The organism is Methylobacterium sp. C25 (assembly GCF_021352225.1).
Taxonomy (GTDB): Bacteria; Pseudomonadota; Alphaproteobacteria; order Rhizobiales; family Beijerinckiaceae; genus Methylobacterium.
In genome coordinates, this window is record NZ_JAAUVI010000005.1 from 43,204 (window position 1) to 66,873 (window position 23,670).

The following is a 23,670-nucleotide window of genomic DNA, read 5'->3' on the forward strand; positions in this document are numbered from 1 at the left end:
TTCAGGACCGTGCCGTCTTCGAGATGGTCGCACTTGGCCGCCTTGCAAGACATTTTCAAGGTGTTGCCGAAGACGATGCTTCCCATGCCCCGCCTGTTCGATCTTCATGAAGCCGTAACGACCGTGAACGCTGAAGGCATTGCCGGCGCTTTCGTGGAGTGTGGAGTCTGGAATGGAGGAGCAGTCGGCCTCATGGGCCTTGCCGATCGTCGCTGCCCCGGTCCCGAGCGAGTGATTCATCTGTTCGACTCCTTCGAAGGGCTGCCACAACCCACCGAGAAGGACACGGATGTATACCAAGGCTACCTCGATGAGGGTCACCCAGAGGAGAGTTCAGATGCACTGAGAGCCATCGGCGCCTGCCGAGGTGAGGGTGCGGTCACTGTCCAGACATTTCTGACAAATCATGTCGGCATACCCCGAGACCAACTCGCTTTCCATGTGGGTTGGTTCCAGGACACTGTTCCAACCGCGGCAACGGCGCTCGGTCCCATAGCAATCCTGCGGCTCGATGGAGATTGGTATGAATCGACCAAGGTATGTATCGAGAATCTCTACGATCTCGTCGTTGAAGGTGGTTTTCTTGTCATAGACGATTACGGTACTTTTACAGGCTGTCGCGAGGCAATCGACGCGTTCTTTAAGGAACGTGGAGAAGCTCCCGACTTCATCCACTCGGATGATATGTGTGTTTATTTGCGAAAGCCTCGTGTAACCTATGGAAAGAGCATCAACTAGGGAGCCGCTCTCCAGTTGGGCGAGCGCGGCTGCATGACCTCGTGGCAGCAAGACGCTCGACCTTGGCGTTTCCCAACCCATCTGGCATGGCCGAGAAAAGAAGGCCAGTCGTCGCGCCACTACTAAGGTCTGCTGGCCGCCCGACGCAAACCAACAGCTGCTGGCAGCTACTCGCGCGTTGAACCTGCCGCGATGTATGCTTGCTTGATCAGCGTTGGGCACGACGCTGCCGAAACTAGTCCCTCGATCGTTCGGCGCATCACGTCACATAACACTACCTTTCCGCGTCGCGAGCGACTCAAGGTATTAGGGATCGGTCAGCAACATCGCTACTGCATGTCGCTCCATGCGGACTATCTAGCCGCAATCCGATCCATCTTACTTCGTTGCCTTCATTGCGGGAAGTATAATTGAAATTTACTGCCTGAGTTGGGCGCGCCGCTAAGGTCAGGCTTGATTGGCTCCCGCTCCAATGGGGAACGAAAGCGGCAGCGGGGAGGCAGGAATAACACTACTCAACGGAAATCTAGTAGTCCCGTTCGTCATCGTTGAAGCGGCAATCTTGCAGTATTCCTTAAGTGACGCTCGAACTCCTAAACAGAAGGCAGCGTATAGCCAGACGCCATTCCAATAGAAGACCGTAAATCCGATCAGCCCAAAAAGAATGATTGCCAGCGAAAATCCCGTACACCAGGAATCGATATCAACTTGATGTCTTCGAATGCGAGCGGAGCCGCGAGCAGGTGTCACGACAGTCACACCAATGAGTGCGAGGAGAGTGACCGCTGGAATGCCGTAAGCGAGGGCCAAACCAAGCCAAATGCTATCAACTGATCCATCCACAAATGGATTTCCAGTTAACTGCGCTCCTTTTCCGGTCCAAAAATTCGCGTGAATGTAAGGCATTGCCGCGTCCCATACGAGGATGCGGAAGTAACCAGTTTGTGGATCAAACGTAAGATTTCGAATAATCCAGGTGACTGGATTATTCGAAATTATACTGATTAATATGAGAAAGATAGTGACCAGCGCCAACAGCGCCTTCCAGCGCCACGCCGCACGCATCAGTGTCAGATCGTAAAGCTTGAAGGCGACGGCGATCCCGAGCGCAAGGATCGCAGCCGATGAGAGAGCAATCACGCACCCGAATCCACAGAACAAAAGGCCAATCAATCGAATGCTCGACGGCTGCATGTAAATCAGTACGCACGCCGAGATCGAACAAAACATCCCAAAGAGGATAGGATGATCAAAAGTGGACGCCGCTCTCAATAACTCTACACCAAAAACACTACGATTAAGTTGCGGGTAGTTTGCGTCGAGCGGCTCGCCTGGCGAATAAAATATTGGATTCAGTGTTTCACTCACGACATAATGATGGGTGAGCGTATCAAGTAAACCAATCATTGTGACAGCAACGACAACAACGGCGAGCGCTCTTCCGAATATCGAAAGTGCATCGCTTCCATAGAAATACGCACGCCCGATTACGTAGCTGCCGAAAAACTCGAGTCCTTGCGAGGCTGCCCCGACGATGACGTCACTTCCGGAGGCGGTGATCGGCGCGGCCACCAGCCAAAATGTCAAAGCAATCGCGAAAAAATCGGCCATAATAAAGGAGCGACGTCGTGCCAACGCGCCATTTGCGAGGTTAAATATTGCGGGAATTACAAGAATTAATGTGAGCAATTTCCCCGGCGTCAACTTGAGGGTTCCGACATAAACTGTCAGCATGTAGGGTGCGAACAACGCTATTGGCGTGATCCATATCAGGAACGGATTGCATCGCACCTTGAGAAGGTCGCGTTGCTTGGCCGCCATAGGCTGCTGTGTCGGCATCCGCTTCCATCATGAGTTCGCATCCCTTGGAGGATGTCCAAGCTGAATTCGTTCCGGGAAACCCAGGGTGCGCGGTCATTGAGATCAGTCATTTTGGAGTATGCACGCCTGCTTTAACGGTACAAGGCACGCATCTCAGTACAGGTTTCATCCATTCGGGCTACGATGTAGCCCACAACGCTTGCTTCTCCTAGCCGGTGCCGCGGGCCTTATTGAGTCGAGGGGCTCAATTCGCAGCCAGCGCTACTACTTCTGCAGATGCCAGATACAGTGCTCACGCCGGGTCCGGAACGTCGGCGAACATATCACTACCTCTAATGTAGAAGTCGGCGACCTCCGTGTACTCGGGCTAACCTATCGGATGGTGAAGGTGCCTGCACACGCGCATCGAGCATAGAGATTCCGAGCGCACAGGCGGGTGGAGGAGTCCCCTAATGTTGCAGAGCGATGCGCGTATGCCGCTTACCCGGCAGATTTGGGGGCGAATGCGTTCTCCCGAAGCGGCGCCGGGGGTGCTCATCATCGTCGAGAATCTCTCGGTTCCTTTCGATCGGCGAGCATGGGCCGAAGCGCTCGCTCTACGGGAGGCGGGCTACAAAGTTAGCGTTATATGCCCCAAAGGAAACGGTTTTTGTGCGAGCAAAGAATGCTTGGACGGAATACATATTTTTCGGCATTGGTTGCCGATCGCGTCTGGTGGGCCATTATCTTACATTTTGGAATATGTAGTGGCATTGATATTTCAGCTATATCTATCATTTCGGATAAAAATCACACATGGATTCGATGTCATTCATGCCTGTAATCCGCCTGATCTTATCGTATTGGTTGCTGTTTTACATAAATTATTGTTTCGGACGAAGTTTATATATGATCAGCATGATCTCAATCCTGAACTGTTCGAGGTAAAGTTTGGGCGACGGGGCATATTCTACAAAACTCTAGAAGTATTTGAGCGTTTGAGTTTCATGTGTGCCGACGCGAGCATTGCGATGAACGAAACTTGTAAGACGCTGGCCATTGAACGCGGGCGCATGCCTGCGGAGCGTGTTTGGACGGTCAAGAGTTACCCGGAGCTCAAAACCTTCCGGCCTGTTGAACGCGACGAAACGTTGCGTGGTGAATTCCGCCAGCTCGTCGGCTGGGTGGGCATCATGGGAGAGCAGGACGGTGTGGACATACTCGTCCGAGCGGCAGCGCACGTCGTCCACACCCTCGGCCGCACGGACATCGGCTTCATGATCATTGGAGACGGGCCGGAATTCAAGCGAATGCAGGCTCTCGCAAGGCAACTCCAGGTCGAGAATAACGTCAAGTTCACCGGCTATATTTCGGGCGAATCCCTCCTGCGGCACATGTCCATTCTAGACATTGGCGTAATTCCGGACCCGCCCAACCCATTCAACCATCATATATCGATGAACAAAGTGTTCGAATACATGGCCGTGGGCCTTCCTTTTGTCTTGTTCGATTTGGTTCAGAGTAAGAGCGAGGCGGGTGAAGCTGCGTTGATTGTGGATCGACCTACTCCCGATGTTTTGGCCAATGGGATCGTGACGCTTTTGGCGGACGCTCCGGCACGAGAGCGCATGGGTCGATATGGCCGTAGGCAGATTGCCCATGAGTTCAGCTGGACAAACGAGAAACCGAAGCTATTGGCGGCATATCGCCAAGTTCTTGGCGAATGGCTGCCTGCGACCGACGTGGTGACTGGAATTGTTCGCGAGCAGTCGTAATGCAACGGCCGTCGATTAGTGTTGTCATCCCGCATCTGAATGATCCGGGTGGGCTGAGGCGGTGCCTAATGTCGCTTTTCGCCCAAGCTTTTGACACGCGCCGTGTCGAAATCATCGTCGTAGACAACGGTTCGACGTCTCTTCCGGTCGAGATTAGGTCTGAATTCCAAGGAGTTGTGCTTGCTCAGGAAGAGGAGCCGGGCCCTGGTCGAGCGCGCAACAGGGGGGTCAGCGTCGCCACGGCGCCACTGATCGCCTTCATGGATGCCGATTGCGTGGCAGATCGCAATTGGCTTGCGACAATCGAGAGCGCCTTCGCCGACCAGGCGCTAGAGGTCGCCGGCGGTCAGGTGCGGATTGCAATGGCAAATCCCTCCCGGCCGACAATGCTCGAAGCGTACGAAAGCGTCTTTTCGTACCGCCAGAAGCACTACATCGAGAAGCTCGGCTTCTCTTGCGGCGGCAATCTTGCCATGCGCCGTTCGGTTTTTGATAGGGTCGGACCGTTTGCAGGTATCGAGATTTCAGAGGATCGTGATTGGGGCCAGCGTGCAACTGCCATGGGCGTGCGGACCCACTTCGTTCCCGAAATGACTGTCTATCACCCGCCGAGTAAGCTCCTCAGTGAACTCTATCGAAGGTGGGATCGGCACATCAGCCATGACTTCGCACGAAGACCTCGCGGATGGGTGGGGCGGACAAATTGGATCCTGAGGGCGGTCGCTGTGCTGTTTTCGCCGATCGTGGAGGTCCCGCGTACGTTGCCTTCGGCTCAGCTTGCGACGTGGAGGGAACGCTATCTGGTGTCGGTGGCGATTGGGAAAATCCGCGTGCATCGCGCGAAGCGTATGCTTGAGCAGGTTTTCGATCCGGGGCGCGCTGTAACGAGCCTGGACTGGAACAGGCCCAAAAGCAGCCGGCTGCATGCGTCCGCCTCGGAAAAGCAGGCGACTTTGGGTTAGCGCCAGCTTCGCAGGGCGCTGATCGTTCCCTCGGCATCGACCAAGCGGCATCCGGCTCGGACCAAATGCGCGACCTGCCCTCGTGAAGCGGCTTCCCCGGGCGACTAAGTCGAACGAACTAGCGACAGCTGTTGGGGTGCCGGACGAACAGTGGTGAGGTCGCTGAGCAACCGCACGCTGCGCTACGAGACGGTTTTCGGACGCAGCCCTGAGCGGCTAGTCGGAGGCCGCCCCTGCGTTGGTCGGATAAGCGAAGTCGCTCGTTATTGCCCTACACTGCAATGGATTACGCCGGTTCTGTTTTGTGATCCGCCTATTGCATGAATTGCTGGGTTTATTTCGATCCGTACTCTGTGAGACGTCACAATTCACGCCATTCGAGTCGCACCGAGTCAGGGCGGCGTAACGCGGGGGAAACTGATGCGCATATTGGTCACTGGAGGTGCCGGCCTGATCGGCGCTCACCTCGTCTCGAAGATCATTGCGGCCGGGCATGAGGCAATCGCCTTCGATAGTTTTCAGTTCTCGCATTTCGCGCCCATGAATAGCTTCGAGGCAGAGGCGCTCGCGTATCGCTTCGACGTGCTTCTTGCCGGGGCAACCACCCTGCGCGGGTCGACGACGAGTAAGCGAGAGCTTGCCGGCGTCCTGAGCGATCATTCCCCGGACTGCGTGATACACCTGGCTGCAACTCCGCTTGTGACCATGGCGACGTCCCACCCTGAGGAGGCCAAGCTTTCAATTTTTGATGGCACCATCAACCTGCTGGAACTTCTCCGTCAGAAGACGAGTGTGAAGCGTTTCGTCTACATCTCCTCCAGCATGGTTTATGGCGACTTCACGCAAGACCCGATGCCAGAAACCGGTCCGACCCGGCCAGTGAACATTTACGGAGCGCTCAAGCTCGCGGGGGAAGTCGCCACTGCCAGCTACCTGCGTAACAGCCCCATCGAGCCTGTGGTCGTGCGTCCATCGGCAGTCTACGGACCAACTGACGTCAACCGGCGAGTCGTCCAGCTCTTCTGTGAGAACGCTCTGTTGAACCGGCCTCTTCGCGTGAAGAGCAGCCGCGATACCGTAATGGACTTCAGTTTCGTGCAGGACGTGGCTGATGGTCTCCTGCTGGCCGCCACACAGCCTGGCGCTGCCGGTAGGACTTTCAACATCACGCGCGGCGAGGGCCGTTCGCTGGATGAATTGGCCGAGGCTGTCCAAGCCTATGCCGGCCGGCGTGTACAGATTGAGCGGGAACCAAGCTTTGATACCGATCGTCCCCGTCGCGGTTCGCTAGATATTTCGCAAGCCCGGGAATTCCTGGGATACTCGCCGAAATTTGGACTCGAGCAGGGTGTTGCGAACTACCTGCGGCATCTCCGGAGCCAGCCTGACAGCGTACCGCAGGTGGCATGATGCATTCGGTCATTCCGTTTTTCGGCAGCGCACGAGAGAACACTGAGATCGCATCCGAGGCGAGCGCAGCTATCCATGCTGTGCTTTGCTCTGGTCAGATGCTGCAAAGCAAATGGGTGGAAGCTTTCGAGGATGGGATCTCGGCTGCCGCCGGCCGCCGGCACACAGTCGCAGTCGGGTCGGCCACCGACGCGCTATTCTTCGCGCTGATCGCTCTCGGTGTAGGCCCGGGAGACGAGGTCATCACGACCGATCTCTCCTTTATCCCCTCGGCCTCATGCATCCTTCGAGCTGGTGCGACGCCTGTCTTGGTCGATGTCGCAGACGACTGCAATATCGACCTTGACAGGGCCGCTGCAGCGATCGGCCCGCGCACCAAGGCAATGATCTTCGTGCATCTGTTCGGCGGCCTGACCGACCCCGCACGGGTCGCCGCTTTCGCATCTCGTCACAGAATCGCACTGATCGAGGACGCTTCTCAGGCGTTCGGTGCTGCTTATGGGGATCGGCCCGCGGGAAGTACGGGCGACATCAGTGTCTTTAGCTTCGATCCTACCAAGGTCTTGAGCGCGCCGGGATCCGGCGGCTGCGCAATGACCAACGACAGCGCGTTGGCCGGTCAAATGCGGCGCTTGCGCTACCATGGAAAGGAGCAGGGCGCATTTCTCGAGCCGGGATACAATTCACAAATGTCGTCTCTGACGGCGGCAGTGCTCGACATTAAGCACCAGCGTCAATCGGTGTGGGCGGACCGCCGTCGACAGATTGCCGAGGTATACGACAACACACTCGACCGGCTTGGCTGGAAGCGCCCTCGTTGGGATCCGGCCGTCGTTCATGGACGCCACAAGTATGTATTTCTCGCACCCGACCGCGATCGTCTGCGGGATGAATTGCTATCCCATGGTGTGCCAACCATGATCCACTATGCCGTCCCATTCCACGAAGAACCTATTTTCTCCGCATTTGTTGACGATCCGACGGCCTATCCTCGGTCCAGCTCTTTCGCTCGTGCCACACTCTCTCTCCCGATCAATGGACATCTCGAGGACGAGGAGGTTGCGCGAATTGTGAGTGCGCTTGAGGCCTTCCAGACCAGTGCTGAGATCGCGGTAGACACATCGATGGACCCAGCGCCCATGGCTCGGAAGGTTGGCTAAGCGCACCTTGGGGATAGATCTGTCCCCAATAGAGGAAGTGTGACCTACCTGTCACGCTTCGCGCTCAGAAGATAAGCGGGACGGCGACCAGGCTCGTGCCGTAATGCGCCTTGTTCCCCCACCTCGGCTGCGCCCGGCAACCGTCGCGATCTCGATGGCCGCTGGGCCAGACGGCCACCGACGCTCGATTGCGTGGTCTTTTGCCTGGTTGCCGATCAGAAGCAACCCAAAGCTCGCGCTTGTAGAACTGAGCCCACGCAGCCAAGCGAAGGCCCTTCGGCCACGTCTGGCATCTCAGTTCACCGATTGCCTCGATCACGTGACCACTCAACTAGTCATGTTCCGCGTTGTCTGATCTCGCTGCCAGACAATCTCGTCGCCGAGCCCGGCTCTTTTTCCGGGCGTCCGCTGGCGAGTACGGGCGCGAGCACGGGCTGTAAGGCTGACGTAGAGATAGATCGCAATGCCCGCCCATAGCTGAGGTTTTGCCGCGAGCTTGGCGAGCGCGACACCATTCTCGACGCTTCTATGGCTGCGGTCTGCCGGGAATAGAGACGAAAGCTCGAGTAGACCATGATAGATCCTGCTGCGGACGGCTAACAAGGATCTCAAGTCGCGTGGAGCATATACGGTTGAAGTTTCAGATTTAAGGGATGCACGCTCTCTCGGATCGAACTGTAAGCGTACGAACGAATCGTCGGCAAGAACATTGGGAAAAGTCCCGAACCTCCTACGTCCAGCCTCTGATAATGCATAGACGCCCGAGCCGCCCACGCCCTCGCCTGCCGATGGCAAACATGCTCTAACGCGAAAATACTGTCGCACCGGCCATGAGCTCTTACTTACTTCGTACTGGCCGACTGGAGAGCAGACAAGTACGTCACCAACTTCGAGACGACGCGCGAGCGCGCGCAGCACGTTGGGTGTGACCATAACATCAGCATCAACGTAGAAGCGCGGAAACCATGTCGCTGAATCGTCGCCCACGTTCAAAGCGTAGACTTTGCTTGCCACCGAAACCTCGATGACCTCGACCGCGGATCCGAATTTCCTCGCAATGTCTGCAGTGTCGTCGATACACCCATTGCAAACTACAATAATTTCGAATTCGGTCCGTGACGTGCGTTCGAGCAATGTAGCCAGTAACCTTCCGATCACAGTGGCTTCATTGTGCGCAGGGATTATGATCGACATCATGGCGGCGTGTCGGTCGCGGTGAGTGTTTGATGTTTAATTATGAAATTTCAAAAATCATAATATTCAAGAAACAAAATGATCCTTTTGGCGATAATGTGATATGTAGCGACTCGCGTACATTGTTTTATAGTTGGATTCATAGCTCTTATATCTGCCCATGTTTACTTTCGACAAGACGACGCCTAGAAGATTTTCTTGAACGTTCTTGGCAGACTTCAAGCTCTTTTCTACGAGCTCTCGCTTGGTTCGCCCCCACTCGACAACAAGAATAAATCCTTCGATGAATCTAAAACTTGTTCTAACGTCGACGAGGGGAACCATCGGCGGAAGATCGGCGATGACGTAGTCGTATTCCGAAAGAAGCTTCTCGAAGAGCGTGACGGTTCCCGGCGCCGAGAAAAACTCGCTGCTATGGGCCGGCGTGGGGCCTATACAGCCGGGAAGGAAGTCCAACCGGGTGAGCGGCTCATGCCATATGAGTTCGCGAACCTTTTCGTGTTCAGAGGCAGCCTCGAGGATTCCGCCAGGTGCGCTCGGAGCGAGCTGCTGAGAGAGGCAAGGATTGTTCAGGTCGCAATCCACGAGAACGACGCGAGCACCGACGTGAGCCATCAGAATTGCCAGGGACGCGGCTGTCGACGACTTCCCCTCGTCTGGCAAGGTCGACGTAATCCCGATGATGCGGCTGGATCGGCCCACTCGAGGAGCGAGTGTCGACTTCAGCAGAAGGAATGCGTCCGCAAAGTGTGAGTGCGGCGCGTCGACGACGTTCCAGATCACATCATTGCTTCGCAAAATCGTCCGCTCAGAGCATGGCAGCGGAGTCGCCCCGCCGTGCCTTCGTTCATTCCGACCGGATGTCCTAAGCAGCGGAACCATGGCCAGGCACTCGGACTGTAAAACGTCGTTAATCTGATCGCTCGTTCTGAAGACGTTGTCGAACGTCTCACGCAAAAAGCCGAGGCCGGCTCCAAGCAGCAAGCCCGCCAAGGTCGTGCCCGCAAGAACGAGATTCGCCTTCGTTTGGTTTGTTGCGGTTGGAACTGTTGCACGAGCCATAATGGTTGCGATGCCGGCAGGAAACGATTGCTGCTGAAGTAACTCAGTATAACGCTGCGCTAGGTTGTTCGAGAGAGACGAGTAGGTTTGCGCCGAACTTTCTAGATTCCGTAGAACTGACTGCGCCTGATTGGTGGTGCGCGTCGTAGTGATCGCGTCATCAAGTCGCTTCTCGACGCTGCGCTGCCGCTCCATCGCGATTTCCAAGTTGCTCTTATAAGTCTCTGCGATGCTCTTCGTCTCGCTTGCGATAGCCGAGTTGATGACCTGCAATTTGCGCTGGAGGTTCTCAACGGCTTGATGCTTCGCGCCGTATCGGGCCGACCAATCGGCAATGCGCGCAGACAACTCGATAAATTCCGACCGCAATTTCGCCATGCCTGGGCTATTCGCCACATCGGAGACTGTAGCGGCGCTTCGCGGATCGACTTGATTTGCTTTTATGACGGCGTTGATGCGATCGAGCCGTGCGCGCGCTTCGGTGCTGCGTTCGCGCGCCGCGGCCACTTCGGCATTCAAAGCTCCGAGTTCCTGATCATTGAGGAGATGACCTTGCGCCGTTACGATCTTGTTCTTCGATTTGAAGTCGATCACGGCTTGGTCAGCCGCCAAACTCTGTAGATGAAGTTCGGCAAGCCGCTCCTGCATCCAGGTCGATGCGGCTAGGGTTCCTGCGGATCGGATGTCGCGTTGCCCATCGATGTAAGCCGAGGCGATTCCATTCGCGACATTGGCCGCCCTTAACGGATCGGACGCTCGGAACCTCACAGCGACTACATAGCTCCCGCCGACCCGCCAGACTTCCAGCCGAGCCTTCAGCGCTTCGATCGCCTGCGCCATCAACGCATCGCTACTAGGAGCGACTGCATCTTTCCCTTCTTTCTCGTCCGTGGCGAACAACGCAGCGACAAAATTCCGTAGTCGCGCGAATGCGCTTTCGGGCGGCTTCGTGAATTCGGGCACGTCCAAGAGGTGCAACTTGTCGATCACGGCGGCAAGGTTCTTGTCGGATCGTATAATCCCGATCTGCGTCTCAATGCCTGACCCATCGAGGGGGGCTTCGTCATAGACCGAAGCGTTGTTAAAGATCTGCACCTTGCGAGCTTCGACGAGCAGAGAGACCTCCGCACTGAATGTCGGCTGGACATTCCTCGTGTAAGCAAAGCCGATCCCCAGCCCGCATACCGCTGTCAGCATCATCAGGACGGCTTGTCGTCGGAGCATGCCACCGATGGACTTTAGCATCGGGCGAAGAGTATCCGGCTCTCGCGCGGTCTCTGCTTTCCATGGGATCGTTTCGGTGACACTGTTGAGCATGGTCTGACCGACTGTACCCGTAGCGAGTTGTGGCTGAGACGCGTCCAGCAGTCCTTTTCGTCGATTGCATCGACGGGATGCCAGCGAGCAGCTGCTCGGCCGAGTATGAAGATTGCGGTATGATTAGATATTCGGAATAGGTAGTAGTCGCCTCATACCAATGTGGTAGGTTTCAGATTAAAATTCGATCGATCGTATGTAGCTGGATGGCAGATACTTAGACCGAAGGTTGAGTTTTTCGCCCGGTTGCCGAGGGGCATAATGCGTGGGGGCGCCTCGAAGCTTGTTTGTATGCTATGGTATGGGCATTCTAAGCAGTGCAAAGCCGATCATGATTTGCGAATTCGGCCAAATAAGCTCTACTTAATTGTCGAAAAAATGCCTGCCTCGCTTCGAGGCGACTGGCTTTATGCCGTAGTTGGTCCGTGGGGTATTGTCGTGAGGGCACGCGCTGCTTTGGGGTCGCGATATTCACTACATGCCCTGCGTTAATGATTGGACGAGAATGAGCAGAATTGGATAGCGAGATGGGGCGGCCGCATTATTCTTCGTGAACATTGTTCATATCCGGCATCAGAATGCCGTCGGGCCGTTGACACTAAGAAAAAGTTTGCATTACGCTTAAACTCCAATTCAAACCGAGCCTCGTGGTCAAAATTTGAATTCGGCTGGGGGCGGATAGAAATCTCCAGTTTAAGTTCAGGATCGACAATAATATCGCGTTTGTTCAGTACAAATAGAGCGCAATAGGATGTCGATCATTTAAGTGGTTTGGGTCGAGTGCCATTTTAATAGTGGAGGGAGTCATGCAGCCGGCCGAACATGAGCAGATCGACCTTCCAATTAAAGTGGACAACGGTCCAAGGAGTACGCTTGGCCGGCTTTTCGGTCGCGTCGAAGCCAATAGAAAGCATCGTCTTGTGCTTATCATTGAGAGCCCAGTTCGGCGCGAAAGCCTGCATTTTCTGCTGGCTAACGTCCTGGAGGAGTGCACAGTAGAAAGCTATGCGGGACTCGATGAGATCTCGCGGGAGCAAGTCGATTTGATGCTGGTCTGCCAGTCATCCATTCCGCGGGCGATGTCGGAAGCGCGCGAGTATATCGATGCGGTGAAGGCAAAGTTCGCCTCGGTGGCTCTTCTGGTCATGTCCGACGAAGACGATATTGAGCTAGCAAGCGCTGTTCTGCGCTGCGGTGCAAAGGGCTATGTGATGGCGTCCCTCGGAACGTCGGCCTTCGTTGCGGCTATCCGGTTAGCCATGGCGGGAGGCGTCTACGTTCCAACGTCTCTAATCGAATATTGGACTTGCGGGCATAGGCCGACGGCCGACAGCTTACCTGACGATGATCAGGTCGGTGCAGATCATGACAGCAGTTGCGAGGCTGTCTCCTCCCGAACTAGCCCCGCGACAAACGTCTTCACGTTGCGCGAACTCGACGTCATCGAGCAGCTGAAGAGTGGGCAACCGAACAAGTTGATCGCTTATGGCCTCAATATGAGCGAGAGCACCGTAAAGGTGCACATGCGCAACATTATGCGTAAGCTCGGGGCCACCAATCGAACGCAAGTCGCGTTTTACGTTCGGGGTGGGGTCGCTCCTACGCCCTCGCAGCGCGTTCCGTCCATGGTCGCACAGAAGCTCTCCACCTCGTCTACTGCGCGTGCGGCGTCTTTGAGCGGCATGAACAGCGGAAGTCAGTCGTGTCTCGACGGACATCCTGAAAGTGATACTCAAACCTCGGGTCTGAAGCGGTTCGGATAACTCGGATCCGTGTCGTGACATCGTGAGATACGGCCATGCCCATTCGTGATGACGTCACTCTCGGAGATGGTGTCCGGATTTTCCATCCGGACCTGGTCAATCTCTACGGTTGCGCGATTGGTCCGGACAGCCAGATCGGTCCATTTGTGGAAATCCAGGCCGATGTCGTCATTGGAGGACGGTGCAAAATCTCGTCGCATTCCTTCATTTGCTCTGGCGTCCGCATCGATGATGAAGTGTTCGTAGGTCACGGAGTAGTCTTCACTAACGATCGCTGGCCATGTGCCACCAACGATGCCGGGAAGCTCCAGGGCGTGGACGATTGGACAATGGAGCCGACAATTGTGGCTCGCCGGGTCTCGATTGGGTCCAATGCAACGATCCTGTGCGGTGTCTCTCTTGGCGAAGGCGCGATGATCGCCGCGGGCGCCGTCGTTACGAGGGATGTCCCGCCCGGCGCTCTCGCCATGGGTGTGCCGGCCCGCATCATTGACCGTTACGATCGAACCCAGAGACTGACCGACCTGCGACCGCCGGCCAAGCTAGCGGTTGAATCTGTGACAGGTCGGGAGAGCCGTCCGCCCTCGCTGGCGGCCATACCCGCCGAGGCGGTCTGAATACGTTCGTATCGATAGGGCTGATAGTAGCGTCCATTGCGGCGCGCTGCCGGACGTTACGTAGTTGAATGGAGTTCGAAGGCGGAACTGGCTCCTTGTTCTTTCGAACATGCCATTGATTGCGCTTGCGAATTCGACGAGGCTCGTAACGATGGTTATCGGCATCACGCGATGGCGCCCTGACATCGGGGCAAGCGTTTGCATCTTCGGCGCTGCGTTTCCAGATTGTTATTCTGTGAGGTCAGGGGAACGATATTCTGACCTTTGGCGTAACGGGCTATTTCCGCCGCTACCGTGATCCGAATGTACGGGTCTCAATTGTTGCAGCGTTCGCGCGTTTCGAGTGCGCCGATCCTTCATTGCCAATCTAGCAGCTCGCGCTGCTGGTGGATGACAGCGTGCTGAAGCCTACCCGAGCGTAACGGCAGCGGTGACTTTAGGTTCTATGGCGCTTGTCCGAGGCACATCGTGCTGGCGTGTGATCATCGTGAGATCAATTAAACCGCCTTTCGGCCTTGTGGTGCTGGCCCTGAGCCTAGGCCCCGCGTTTGCCCTGAACAGTTCGGCCGATTCCGGGATGGATACGGCGGGTGTTGTCCAGCGGGCGGGAGCTTTTGACCGATACCCAACTCGACCGTCATGGAAGGTCAGTGGCATCGATTACGCTGTCGGAATCCCGGCAGGCACAGTCTTGAAGCCACCGACATCAATCTCAGACAAGCGGGTCTCAATTCACGCAGACGCGAAGCGCGTGGACATCGGGGGTAACGGGGTCGTGCTGGATGCATACGATTTTTCCGGCTGGCAGATCGAGTTGCTGCCGGGCGCTGGCAACCTCACGATCACACGATCGCGGTTCATCTCCAATTCCAAACAGAAGCTGTCATCCGTATACGCGCTTCGAGGCGGGACGGTAAAACTGATACACAATCTCTTTGATGGCGGGGGAGCAGCAAGCGCCGTCAACCCTCTTGTATCCGCGGGCGCGGGTGGCGCAATTATCGAGTACAATGTCTTTCGCAATGTTCCGAACGATGCCATCAACATAACGCAAGATGGTGATTATACGATTCAATACAACCTATTCGACTCACTTAATTTTGGCGCTGGCCACACGGATTGCGTTCAGACATTCTTCACGGGTATTAAGAGCCTAAAAATCAACTATAATACGGTCTATCAACCTGCTCCAGGGGTGGACGGATTTCCCGGAGGGGGCAACTCTTTCGTTCGCGTCGGCGATCAGCGCGGCCAGACCGTCGAGGCTCTCGAGATCGGGCATAACACCTTGATCTTTCGCGGAGAGGGCACAGCCCGCTTCGCAAACGTCTTCGATATCTCGGTCGACGGCGGTGCGGTCCTCAATCCGACCATCCACGACAATTTTGTAGATTCGACAGGGGTCCTCTACGGGATCTGGTCGCCCTATTACAACGAACTGACCAACCCAATTTATTATGACAATCGTGATCTCACGAAGGGTGCCCCGTTGCGAGCGGGACCGTACAACAGTCGAACAGCCGGCGTTCCAACTCGCTCGCCGGCACCCCCAGTCGTAACGAGCCTTGCGCGCGAGGGCGAACGGATCACTCTGAAGGGAACTGCACAGCCGGGCACGCAGATCAGCCTAACGACCGCCTCCGGTCTAAGGACTGGTGCCAAAGTCGAAAGAGATGGCGGTTGGATGATCGTCGCTACCTTGTCGCCTGATATCAAGCTTGGCGACCTGCGGGCGGTCGATACGTGGGGAAACGCAAGTCCTGCCACAGTAAGTCCTCTCAACCCGATCGAGACAGATAAGAGGGTTGGGCACGGCAAAAGCCGTTGAGTGCACGCCCCAAGTTTTATGGCTTCCCCATAACCCACTACAGGCGGTGCCTCGCGGGCAAATGGGGTGCACACGAGCTCATCTATCATCGGACGCAAGGCCGAGCGCGTACTCGTCAGAGCTTCTGATCTGTCGCTAGAACGCCATCTGGCTGCCGTCGTACCAGCACGCCCGTGAGGAAAGAGGGGCATTCCCGGCTGATACGTGTACGGTAGTCCGGGCAAGCAGGCTTTCGCTGCCACAGCAATCCGTCGGCCCAATGATAGCGCTTGGTGAGCCCGCAAAAGAGCGCCTTGGATTTCGCATCGTCTTTCATAGCAACAACCAGGATCCCGCTTGGCGTCAGCATTTCGGCGTATCGCTCGACCTCGCGCTGCGCCTCTTCGAGTCCGAGATAATACAAGACTTCGCTAAAGACGATGACGTCCCACATGTCGCTCGATTTGAATTCCCGAAGGTCGATCGCCTCGAAATGCGCTCGCTTCAACTGCAAATGATCCAAACATTGCGAGGTCTTTCGTGCTTCATCGATTGCAAAAGTACTGATATCTGTCCCGCGATAGCGACTGCATGACGACAACGCCGCTAACAGTGTTCCGCCGCAACAGCCCACATCCAAAACGGATGGGTTCGGGGGGGCTCTGAATTTGATCAGAGTCGCAGCAGCACTGTTGCCGGCATCGACGTTAATAGTTCCTCCGAGGTATGTGGAAAATTGGGGGCTCGAGAGAAGCGTGTCCCAGCTTTTGGCGGTACTGCCCGTCGATTTGGGCTCAAGTCTGCGACGCACCGGCGCTAGGCCATAGACAGCTTGTCGAAGCCAATAGCGCCCGAGATTGATCAGATTTGAGGCGAAACCCAATTTGTTCGGATAGTGGTCGGCTAGGTCCTGACGCATCTTAGTCATGGACGCCCCTTAACTTTTGTGTGGTGCAATCGACCGGTTCAGCATGTTACTTCATCCGGCATCAGGCAACCTGATCATTTGCATGATCCGCGGTGGGGCCTCGGCAAATGGCTAGGTTGCTGAATTCGGCATAGTCTCGTTTCTGCCGCTAATTCGAGGATCGCGCTTGAGTAGATCGAGAAAAGTTTGGATATAACATTTAGAAATCGATAAACGTCAAAACCGTAGTTTTCTAATGAAAATAACTTAGAACGACTGTTAAAAACTGAGGAGCGATATGGGATAATCAACTACGAAAAGGTGTCGCGCACGTATGGCTGCAACGTCTAGGTGCCGGAAAAGTACCTGCAACCCATAGATTCCAACATCGTGACTAGGTCGAGGTGTAATGAAAATTCTCGTTTATCCGCACGTGATGGAAATCGGCGGATCGCAGCTCAACGCGGTGCAGCTTGCCGGAGCCGTGCGCGATCTCGGACATGAGGTGATCGTGCTTTCTGAGCCGGGGCCGATGGTGGCTAAGGTTCGCGAGCTGGGGCTCGAGCATCTCGAGATCCCACGCTCGCGCGGCGTTCCGTCGGCTATGGTCTCAAATCGCCTCGCTCGCATAGTGCAAGATCGTCGAATCGATGTTGTGCACGGCTCCGAATGGCCGAGTGTGATAGAAGCCTTCTTCGGCCCCGGACTACGTTACCGAACACCCGTCGTCGGCACCGTCATGTCGATGTCTGTTGTCTGGTTCTTTCCCCGCACTGTACCTCTCTTCGTAGGTACCCAGGAAATGCATCAGGCGGCCATCAAAACGGGACATCGTCGGGTCATGTTGTTGGAACCTCCGGTCGACACCGAAGGGGATGATCCGTGCGTTGAGGACGGCAGAGATTTCCGACGTCGACTGGGCATCGGAGATGATGAGGCCATGATTGTCATGGTGTCTAGGCTGGCGTCGACACTCAAGTTGGAAGGCCTGATAGCGGCGTGCCAAGCCGTCGGCGAGATTGCCGCGGGTTCTGAACGTCGCGCGCGCTTGGTCATTGTCGGCGACGGCCCAGTACGCGAACAGGTGGCTGCCCAGAGTGCGGCCGCTAATGCCGCTGCCGACAGAGACGTTGTTATCCTGTGTGGCGAGATGGCCGATCCGCGTCCCGCTTATGCATCGGCCGACATTGTCATAGGGATGGGCGGATCCGCTTTGCGAGGACTGGCGTTCGCCAAGCCGCTCGTGGTCATCGGAGAGGAAGGCTTCAGCGAGACTCTCACTGACGATACCCTCGGCTACTTTCTGCAGAAGGGCTGGTACGGTCGCGGACCTGGATCGCTCGGCGCTGGGGTGCCGGCGCTCCGGCGAGCCCTGGAGCGCTTGATCGACTCTCCGGAAATGCGTTTCGGTCTAAGTAAGATGTCGCGGCAACTTGTGATCGACCGATTTAGTCTGAGACGGGCCGCCCGTTTTCTAGAGCAAGAATACTATGCTGCGATAGAAGATCCAGTTGCCACACACGTACGGGCAAAGGACGTCGCGCTTACCGCAGGAGGCCTGGCGACCCGATTAGTATGGAGAGAAATTATTAGACTTTCTGGTGTCTCGCGTCGGCAGTATTCGGGGCAATGACAGCACATAAACCCTCTACAAAATTACATGAATACTAATGTGGCGGCGTCGCGCGGCCCTGATCGATCGGATCGTCATGGTCTGAGCTGGTCCTTTGCCCTGCGAGGGCCTCGCCCTGATGTATGGCTTCTGAGTCGAGCCAGCCGATGACCCTCGCGGGAACGCCGGCAACCTTGGCCCGAGCCGGCACGTCCCGCGTCACAACCGCACCGGCGCCCACGATGCTTCCGCGCCCGACGGTCACGCCGGGCAAGATGACCGCGTTGACGCCGACATCTGCCCAATCCTCGATACGGACCGGTGCAACCCACAGGTCCGTTTGAATGATGGGGACGTCGATTGGGTATCCGGTATGTTCGGAACCGAGCGCCTTGGCACCTGGCCCCCATCCGACATGATCCCCGAGTTGCAGGTCGCGAGCGTCGAGGAAGCTCTGGGGACCAATCCAGGTCCCGCTTCCGATGACGCAGCGCCCATCGTGCCGGCCCTGGAGGACGGCTTGGTCGCCGATGAACACCCGCTCGCCGATCTCCATCGTCTCCGGATGGACCAACGAGATGTTCCGACCAACGCGGGCACCCGATCCGAGGCTTTTGACGAGGCTGCGCAGGACGACTCGCCTCATCATGGTATCGAAGTGGCCGGTGCCGGTAGCGTGTCTCGTGAAGAGATCCATCAACTGTTGCTGGTCGAGGCGCCGTCGCAACTCGTCCGCAAGGCCCAGCTCATGGTCTGGATCGGGTTCGCTGTCCCGCAAGCCATGGACGGCTCGCACAAAGCGCTCTCCATTCATGGAAGCACAGCCCCTACTTCGATAGGCTGTTCGCGCAAAATAGCTGGAGCCGGCGCCCGCAACTGAAATTTCCGTTGCTTGATCGGGATCGGTGCGCCACGCGCCGCGATCGACTGGGAGGTCGCTTCCAGTATTTCGACCACTTCGAGCCCGCTGAAGCCGTCGGTCGTTGGAGCTTCGCCCTTGTCGATGCAATCGATGAAATGCTCCAGTTCGGTCTGAAGGGCCTCCTTGGCCGCCAGGTGCGGCGCCCACATGTCCCCGGCGCGATAGCCGACCCGCAACTGCTCTGGTTCGGCCATATTCGCGATCGTGATGCCTCGATCGTAGACTTTGACCTTCTCGGTCGCTTCCAGGTCGTTGTATACGACCATCTTGCGTTCGCCGCCAACGAAAGTCTGCCTGACTTTGACGGGCGACAGCCAATTCACGCTGATATGCGCCACACATCGACTTTCAAAGTGTAGCGTTATGTGCGCCATGTTCTCCGGGCGTCCCGGAACATGACTCACGCCCGTCGCTGAGACCGCCACGGGGATTTCGTCGAGCAGATAACGAATGATCGACAGATCATGAACCGCAAGATCCCAGACGACATTGATATCGCTTTGAAATAGTCCAAGACTCGCACGTGTGCTGTTATAGTAATATATGTCTCCAAGGCCGCCACTGGCAATTAATTGGCGAATCTTTTGCACTGCAGGTGTGTATAGGAAAGTGTGATCAACCATTAGGACGAGCTTGCGCTGCTCAGCCTCCTCAATCAAATGAGCGACTTGTGCGGAGGTTTGCGCTAGCGGCTTCTCGACGAGCACGTGCTTGCCGGCCCTGAGGGCGGCCAGTGCCAATTCGTAGTGGGTGTGAGTGGGTGTCGCGATCGCGACGGCGCGTATACTCGGATCGCTGAATACCTCGCTTGCCGACGCCGTTGTGCGTATCCCTTGGTGGGCTCGCTCAGCTGCGCTCCGGCGAAGCGGATCACGATCCACCACAGCAACTAGCCGGGCTTCATCGAGTGCAGCGAAATTGCGGGCGAGATTGGGTCCCCAATATCCGTATCCGATGACGGCGACGCCGACAGGATCGAAGACCATAGCAATCACTCCCCCGCTGAAATCCTCACCGCGCTGCTGTTGCTGCCAGTGCAAATGTTCTGGCTGGCACGTTGAGACGCTGCATTACGGCACGGACCGACACGGCAAAGTATTCGTCAGTTTGAGGTACGACCGGCGTCTGGCCTCGGGCGATTCCCGACGTGCAAGATCGCGAACGACGCCGGCTACGTAAGCCATGTCGTCTTCCTCGAGACCTTGATGCACCGGGAGCAGGATAAGGCGTGATTTCAGGGCCAAGGCGTCGGGGAAGGATTGCCAATCCAGCCCTCGAAAGCAGCCGGTCCACCAGGGCGTCACGAAGATGCCGGCCGCCTGCAGGCGGTCGCACCAAGCGCGCTTGTCCGAAACGAGGATCGGCAGACCGAGCGGACACATTCCAGGAGGCAATTCCTCCTCGTCCCATAGGAATGTAATGCCGGGCGTGTCGGCCAGCGCGTGCCGAAGGCGCGCATAATGGGCGCGCCGCCGTGTCACGACGACCGTGGGATCAGTCCGTCTCAGAAGGCCAACTGCGAAACGCGAGGCGCGATGAAGGCTCGCACCGGTCGGCCATTCGTATGATTTGGGGAGATCAGGCAGGGCGTCACCATCGGCCGCGCCAACGGAGGTTCTCCTCCGAATGCGGCGACCGGGCAAGCGCAGGCTGTTGGACTGAAAGAACCAGCTTTCAGCCTGTCGGCCGAAACCTTTGACGATGGCAGCAGCATGCGGGCGGAACAGGGGCGGAGGCATCTCCTCCGTGCCCGGCATCCAGAGGAGACCTCCGTCGATTGCCGGCAAACTTTTGGGGAGGCTGAAAACCGAAGCATCCCCGACAAGCCCAGTCGCGGCGCTGAACAGTGACAGGGCGCAGTCCTCGAATAGCTTAATACCACGCTTTGAGCAGATTGCGCGGAGCTGACCTATTTCGGCCGCGCGGCCGAAATAGTGGATGATGTAGACGACCCGCGTTCTCGATGTGATGCGGCCGACGAGGTCGGCCAAGTCGATCCGTGCTGCCCCATCGACACGGTACAATATCAGTGTCGCACCGGTGGCGGCGAGTGGGCCGATCTCTGAACCGCAATTATACGCCGGAACGAGGATCTCGTCGCCGTTGCCGATCTTCCAGATCTGCGCGGCCAACGCAATCGCGCTTCGTCCTGAGGTCGTGAATACGGTCCGGCCGTCTCCCCAGGAGGGACCGCCTTGCCAAGTCGGTGGGTTCGCGTCCCCCCATCCAGTCAACCAATCCGCGGCGCTTTGCGCGGGGCTTCGACCAATGGCGCTGCAAGGGAGCGCGCCGGTCACAGCCGCGACCGAATCCAAAGGCGCCAGAGCGGCCTTCGAGGCATTCCGAGACGCGGGGCAAGCCGCAGAAACCAGATGCGGTAATAGAGGAAGTGAAGAAGATCGGCGGCTCTGAGAAAAAGCCCTGCCTTCAGAGCCGCACTACGACGGCTGGGAATAATCACGAACGAGCGGATCTCCTGCTCCTCGGCGCCGTAGCGAAGCTTGTAGTCATAGTGGCCGACGCCCCCATCGATCTGGGAAACGCCTTCTGCGATCATCGCATCGATCAACTGCACGAGCCCAAGCACACCTAGGCCGAAGCGGCCATATCGCAGTTCGGGAACACGGGCTGTTAGCCGCCAGTTGCAGTGCCCGGCAATGACAAAGGCGTACTGGATCGCGACGAATTCTCCGTCGATGGCGAGGCGATGGAACCGCATCCGACCGGACCGGGAAAAGGTGTCGACGAGGTCTCGGTTGAAGGCTTCGGATGCTGGCCAATCACCAAAATGCCCGAGCTTGCCCTCTGCTTGCCATTGACGTTCGTGCATGGCCGAGAAGGTCCTGAAAACGGATCTCGCCTCGAATGGGTTCGTGACGATGCTACTCGTACAGCCGAGTTCCGTTTGTAGTTGGCGAAGCTGACGGCGATAGTTTTGACGCTGGCTCTTTCCCAGTTGTCCGAGATAGGCTTCGAACGTCGAGGGCAGATGAAAGACGCTTTGGACGCCAGTCGGCGCATCGCGCGCTACGCTGATATCCGTTCGAAGCGTGCCGCAAAGAGCCCGGAGCGTATCAAGAGCCGAATCGTCGCCCGGAACGGAACCAAAACAGAGGGCCTCGCAGCCCTCGTTGCCTACCAGGTCGGTGATGAGCGCCCGGAAGACCGCCTCGGCGCTGTCTGGCAGGATCGGCAGCGAGAAGACAGCCATAGCTGAATCCGCACCGACGCGCTTGGCCGTCCTCAGGCCTATTGGACCCAGGCGAACGGTCTCAACGAACATCGGAGCGAGGCCCACGAGGCGGCTTTCCTGGCGGAACACGTAGATCCGCAACCGGCGCCCGTTTCCATAGTGGCGCCACCAGATGCGGCACCAATCGTAAGTGAGGTAGAGGGAAGCTCCGGTGCGCTGGATGTGCTCGTCCCAGAGTTCCGCCGACAAACCGTCGCCCCCGAAGGAATCGAGCACCGTCGTCTGGAGGGCGGCCGGTTCGGCGGGACTGCCAACGGTGAGCGCAAGCGAGGCCGTCACGTTGGCTCTATCCCTCGTAAGTGGTAGCGCAAGGCGGCGGCGGCGGCGGCAGACTTCGCACGCAGACCCGGATCGCCCGTCACTCGAGCGGAGACGAGCCACGCGGCCGATCGCCCGAGATCAGAAGCGATGTAAAGCATCTTGCCGACGGTCCACGACACCGGCCCAAGATGCTTCCTGAAATAGATCAGTAGACTCTTCTGAAGCTGGATAAACATGCGTGTATTGATCTGCGAGCTGCTCTTCCCTCCGCCATCCAGATGAAGGATGCGAGCCGTAGGGGTGAACACCCGCCGCCAGCCGGCTTTGGCAAAGCGGTAACACCAATCCGCCTCTTCCGCGTAAACGAAGAAGCGCTCGTCCATGAGGCCGACTTGCTCAATCGCTTCGCGACGGACAAGCATGAACATTCCGGACACGACATCGAGGTCCAACTCGCTGTCACGATCCCACCATCCCAGTTCAGGCCGCCCGAAGATGCGCGATTTCGGAAAGCATCGGCCCAATCCCGATAGGACCAGAAATAGGTTCCATGGCCCTGGAAACGCGAAGCCAGTCTGCTGGACCGTGTCTTCGTCGGTAAAGACCTTGCAGCCGACGACCCCAATATCCGGACGCACATCCGCGAAAGCGACGCACCGTGTGATTGCCGCGTCCAGAATGACGGTGTCCGGATTAAGCAGCAAAACATGCCGCCCCCGGGAGATACGGATTCCTTGGTTATTGGCAGCTGCAAAACCCCGATTTTCATGATTGGCAATCAAGGTCACTGCCGGAAACTCAGTAGAGACGGCCTCAACTGATCCATCGCAGCTAGCGTTATCGATCACAATCACTTCAATAGAAATATCGGTCGTCTGCTCGAAAATCGAAGATAGACAACCCCGCAACACGTCACATGTGTTCCAGTTGACGATGATGATCGAGACGTCGACCCCACGCTGATCCGGCAAAGGCTTCAAGGCGTCACCGTTCCTTGGTGAATCTGCAACGTGCCCTATCGGCACGAAACTCCAATCTCGCTCTGATCGTATAGAATAGTGAGTGCTTGGGTATCCTTCAAAAGTGCTAGAAGAAATGGATGTATCTACG

General features: G+C 56.9%; 18 protein-coding genes. 9 read left to right on the forward strand and 9 right to left on the reverse strand.

The window, feature by feature from the left end:
• The first annotated feature begins 75 nt into the window (after window positions 1-75).
• Entirely contained in the window at window positions 76-738 is a 663-nt protein-coding gene (locus HCU64_RS14800; RefSeq protein ID WP_267922393.1) for a TylF/MycF/NovP-related O-methyltransferase, read from the forward strand.
• Window positions 739-1,185: 447 nt separating this feature from the next.
• Here the strand turns inward: HCU64_RS14800 and HCU64_RS14805 are convergent, their stop codons facing one another.
• Complete coding sequence (locus HCU64_RS14805; protein WP_233384817.1) at window positions 1,186-2,577, reverse strand: O-antigen ligase family protein; 1,392 nt, start codon at window positions 2,575-2,577, stop codon at window positions 1,186-1,188.
• Between the two features lie 434 nt (window positions 2,578-3,011).
• Between HCU64_RS14805 and HCU64_RS14810 the strand changes: the two genes are divergently transcribed.
• The 4 genes from HCU64_RS14810 to HCU64_RS14825 all read left to right on the forward strand — a co-directional run bounded on the left by HCU64_RS14810 (window position 3,012) and on the right by HCU64_RS14825 (window position 7,845).
• The gene (locus HCU64_RS14810; protein WP_233384818.1) at window positions 3,012-4,313 is read left to right on the forward strand and encodes a glycosyltransferase family 4 protein; all 1,302 of its coding nucleotides are present in this window, start codon (window positions 3,012-3,014) and stop codon (window positions 4,311-4,313) included.
• A complete protein-coding gene (locus HCU64_RS14815) occupies window positions 4,313-5,275 on the forward strand; it encodes a glycosyltransferase (protein WP_267922379.1) in 963 nt (320 codons plus the stop codon). The genes HCU64_RS14810 and HCU64_RS14815 overlap by 1 nt, the downstream gene beginning before the upstream one ends.
• A 420-nt stretch (window positions 5,276-5,695) precedes the next feature.
• Window positions 5,696-6,685, forward strand: a complete 990-nt coding sequence (locus HCU64_RS14820) for an NAD-dependent epimerase/dehydratase family protein (RefSeq protein WP_233384820.1) — start codon at window positions 5,696-5,698, stop codon at window positions 6,683-6,685.
• Window positions 6,682-7,845 carry a DegT/DnrJ/EryC1/StrS family aminotransferase gene (locus tag HCU64_RS14825; protein ID WP_233384821.1) on the forward strand — a complete coding sequence of 388 codons (1,164 nt, stop codon included), beginning with the start codon at window positions 6,682-6,684 and terminating at the stop codon, window positions 7,843-7,845. Before HCU64_RS14820 ends, HCU64_RS14825 begins: the two co-directional genes overlap by 4 nt.
• Before the next feature lie 327 nt (window positions 7,846-8,172).
• Here the strand turns inward: HCU64_RS14825 and HCU64_RS14830 are convergent, their stop codons facing one another.
• Window positions 8,173-9,042: a glycosyltransferase gene (locus tag HCU64_RS14830; RefSeq protein WP_233384822.1), complete on the reverse strand. Its 870-nt coding sequence runs from the start codon at window positions 9,040-9,042 to the stop codon at window positions 8,173-8,175.
• A 63-nt stretch (window positions 9,043-9,105) separates the two neighbouring features.
• The gene (locus HCU64_RS14835; protein ID WP_233384823.1) at window positions 9,106-11,418 is read right to left on the reverse strand and encodes an AAA family ATPase; all 2,313 of its coding nucleotides are present in this window, start codon (window positions 11,416-11,418) and stop codon (window positions 9,106-9,108) included.
• Between the two features lie 806 nt (window positions 11,419-12,224).
• Here HCU64_RS14835 and HCU64_RS14840 point away from each other — a divergent pair.
• The 3 genes from HCU64_RS14840 to HCU64_RS14850 all read left to right on the forward strand — a co-directional run bounded on the left by HCU64_RS14840 (window position 12,225) and on the right by HCU64_RS14850 (window position 15,626).
• Window positions 12,225-13,181 carry a response regulator transcription factor gene (locus HCU64_RS14840; RefSeq protein WP_233384824.1) on the forward strand — a complete coding sequence of 319 codons (957 nt, stop codon included), beginning with the start codon at window positions 12,225-12,227 and terminating at the stop codon, window positions 13,179-13,181.
• Between the two features lie 35 nt (window positions 13,182-13,216).
• The gene (locus tag HCU64_RS14845) at window positions 13,217-13,798 is read left to right on the forward strand and encodes an acyltransferase (protein WP_233384825.1); all 582 of its coding nucleotides are present in this window, start codon (window positions 13,217-13,219) and stop codon (window positions 13,796-13,798) included.
• Between the two features lie 478 nt (window positions 13,799-14,276).
• Window positions 14,277-15,626 (forward strand): hypothetical protein, encoded by a 1,350-nt coding sequence (locus HCU64_RS14850; protein ID WP_233384826.1) that lies wholly within the window; start codon window positions 14,277-14,279, stop codon window positions 15,624-15,626.
• Between the two features lie 115 nt (window positions 15,627-15,741).
• Here HCU64_RS14850 and HCU64_RS14855 read toward each other — a convergent pair whose 3' ends face one another.
• The gene (locus HCU64_RS14855; RefSeq protein ID WP_233384827.1) at window positions 15,742-16,533 is read right to left on the reverse strand and encodes a class I SAM-dependent methyltransferase; all 792 of its coding nucleotides are present in this window, start codon (window positions 16,531-16,533) and stop codon (window positions 15,742-15,744) included.
• A gap of 388 nt (window positions 16,534-16,921) precedes the next feature.
• Between HCU64_RS14855 and HCU64_RS14860 the strand changes: the two genes are divergently transcribed.
• The gene (locus HCU64_RS14860; RefSeq protein ID WP_233384828.1) at window positions 16,922-18,145 is read left to right on the forward strand and encodes a glycosyltransferase family 4 protein; all 1,224 of its coding nucleotides are present in this window, start codon (window positions 16,922-16,924) and stop codon (window positions 18,143-18,145) included.
• Window positions 18,146-18,179: 34 nt separating this feature from the next.
• Here the strand turns inward: HCU64_RS14860 and HCU64_RS14865 are convergent, their stop codons facing one another.
• From HCU64_RS14865 to HCU64_RS14885, 5 genes are all read right to left on the reverse strand, one after another.
• Entirely contained in the window at window positions 18,180-18,938 is a 759-nt protein-coding gene (locus HCU64_RS14865; RefSeq protein WP_233384829.1) for an acyltransferase, read from the reverse strand.
• Window positions 18,935-20,032, reverse strand: coding sequence for a Gfo/Idh/MocA family protein (locus tag HCU64_RS14870; RefSeq protein WP_233384830.1), 1,098 nt, complete (start codon window positions 20,030-20,032; stop codon window positions 18,935-18,937). The genes HCU64_RS14865 and HCU64_RS14870 overlap by 4 nt, the downstream gene beginning before the upstream one ends.
• Before the next feature lie 84 nt (window positions 20,033-20,116).
• Window positions 20,117-21,343, reverse strand: coding sequence for an aminotransferase class V-fold PLP-dependent enzyme (locus tag HCU64_RS14875; RefSeq protein ID WP_325169979.1), 1,227 nt, complete (start codon window positions 21,341-21,343; stop codon window positions 20,117-20,119).
• Window positions 21,340-22,578: a GNAT family N-acetyltransferase gene (locus HCU64_RS14880; protein WP_233384834.1), complete on the reverse strand. Its 1,239-nt coding sequence runs from the start codon at window positions 22,576-22,578 to the stop codon at window positions 21,340-21,342. The genes HCU64_RS14875 and HCU64_RS14880 overlap by 4 nt, the downstream gene beginning before the upstream one ends.
• A complete protein-coding gene (locus tag HCU64_RS14885) occupies window positions 22,575-23,540 on the reverse strand; it encodes a glycosyltransferase family 2 protein (RefSeq protein WP_233384835.1) in 966 nt (321 codons plus the stop codon). The genes HCU64_RS14880 and HCU64_RS14885 overlap by 4 nt, the downstream gene beginning before the upstream one ends.
• Window positions 23,541-23,670 lie beyond the last annotated feature (130 nt).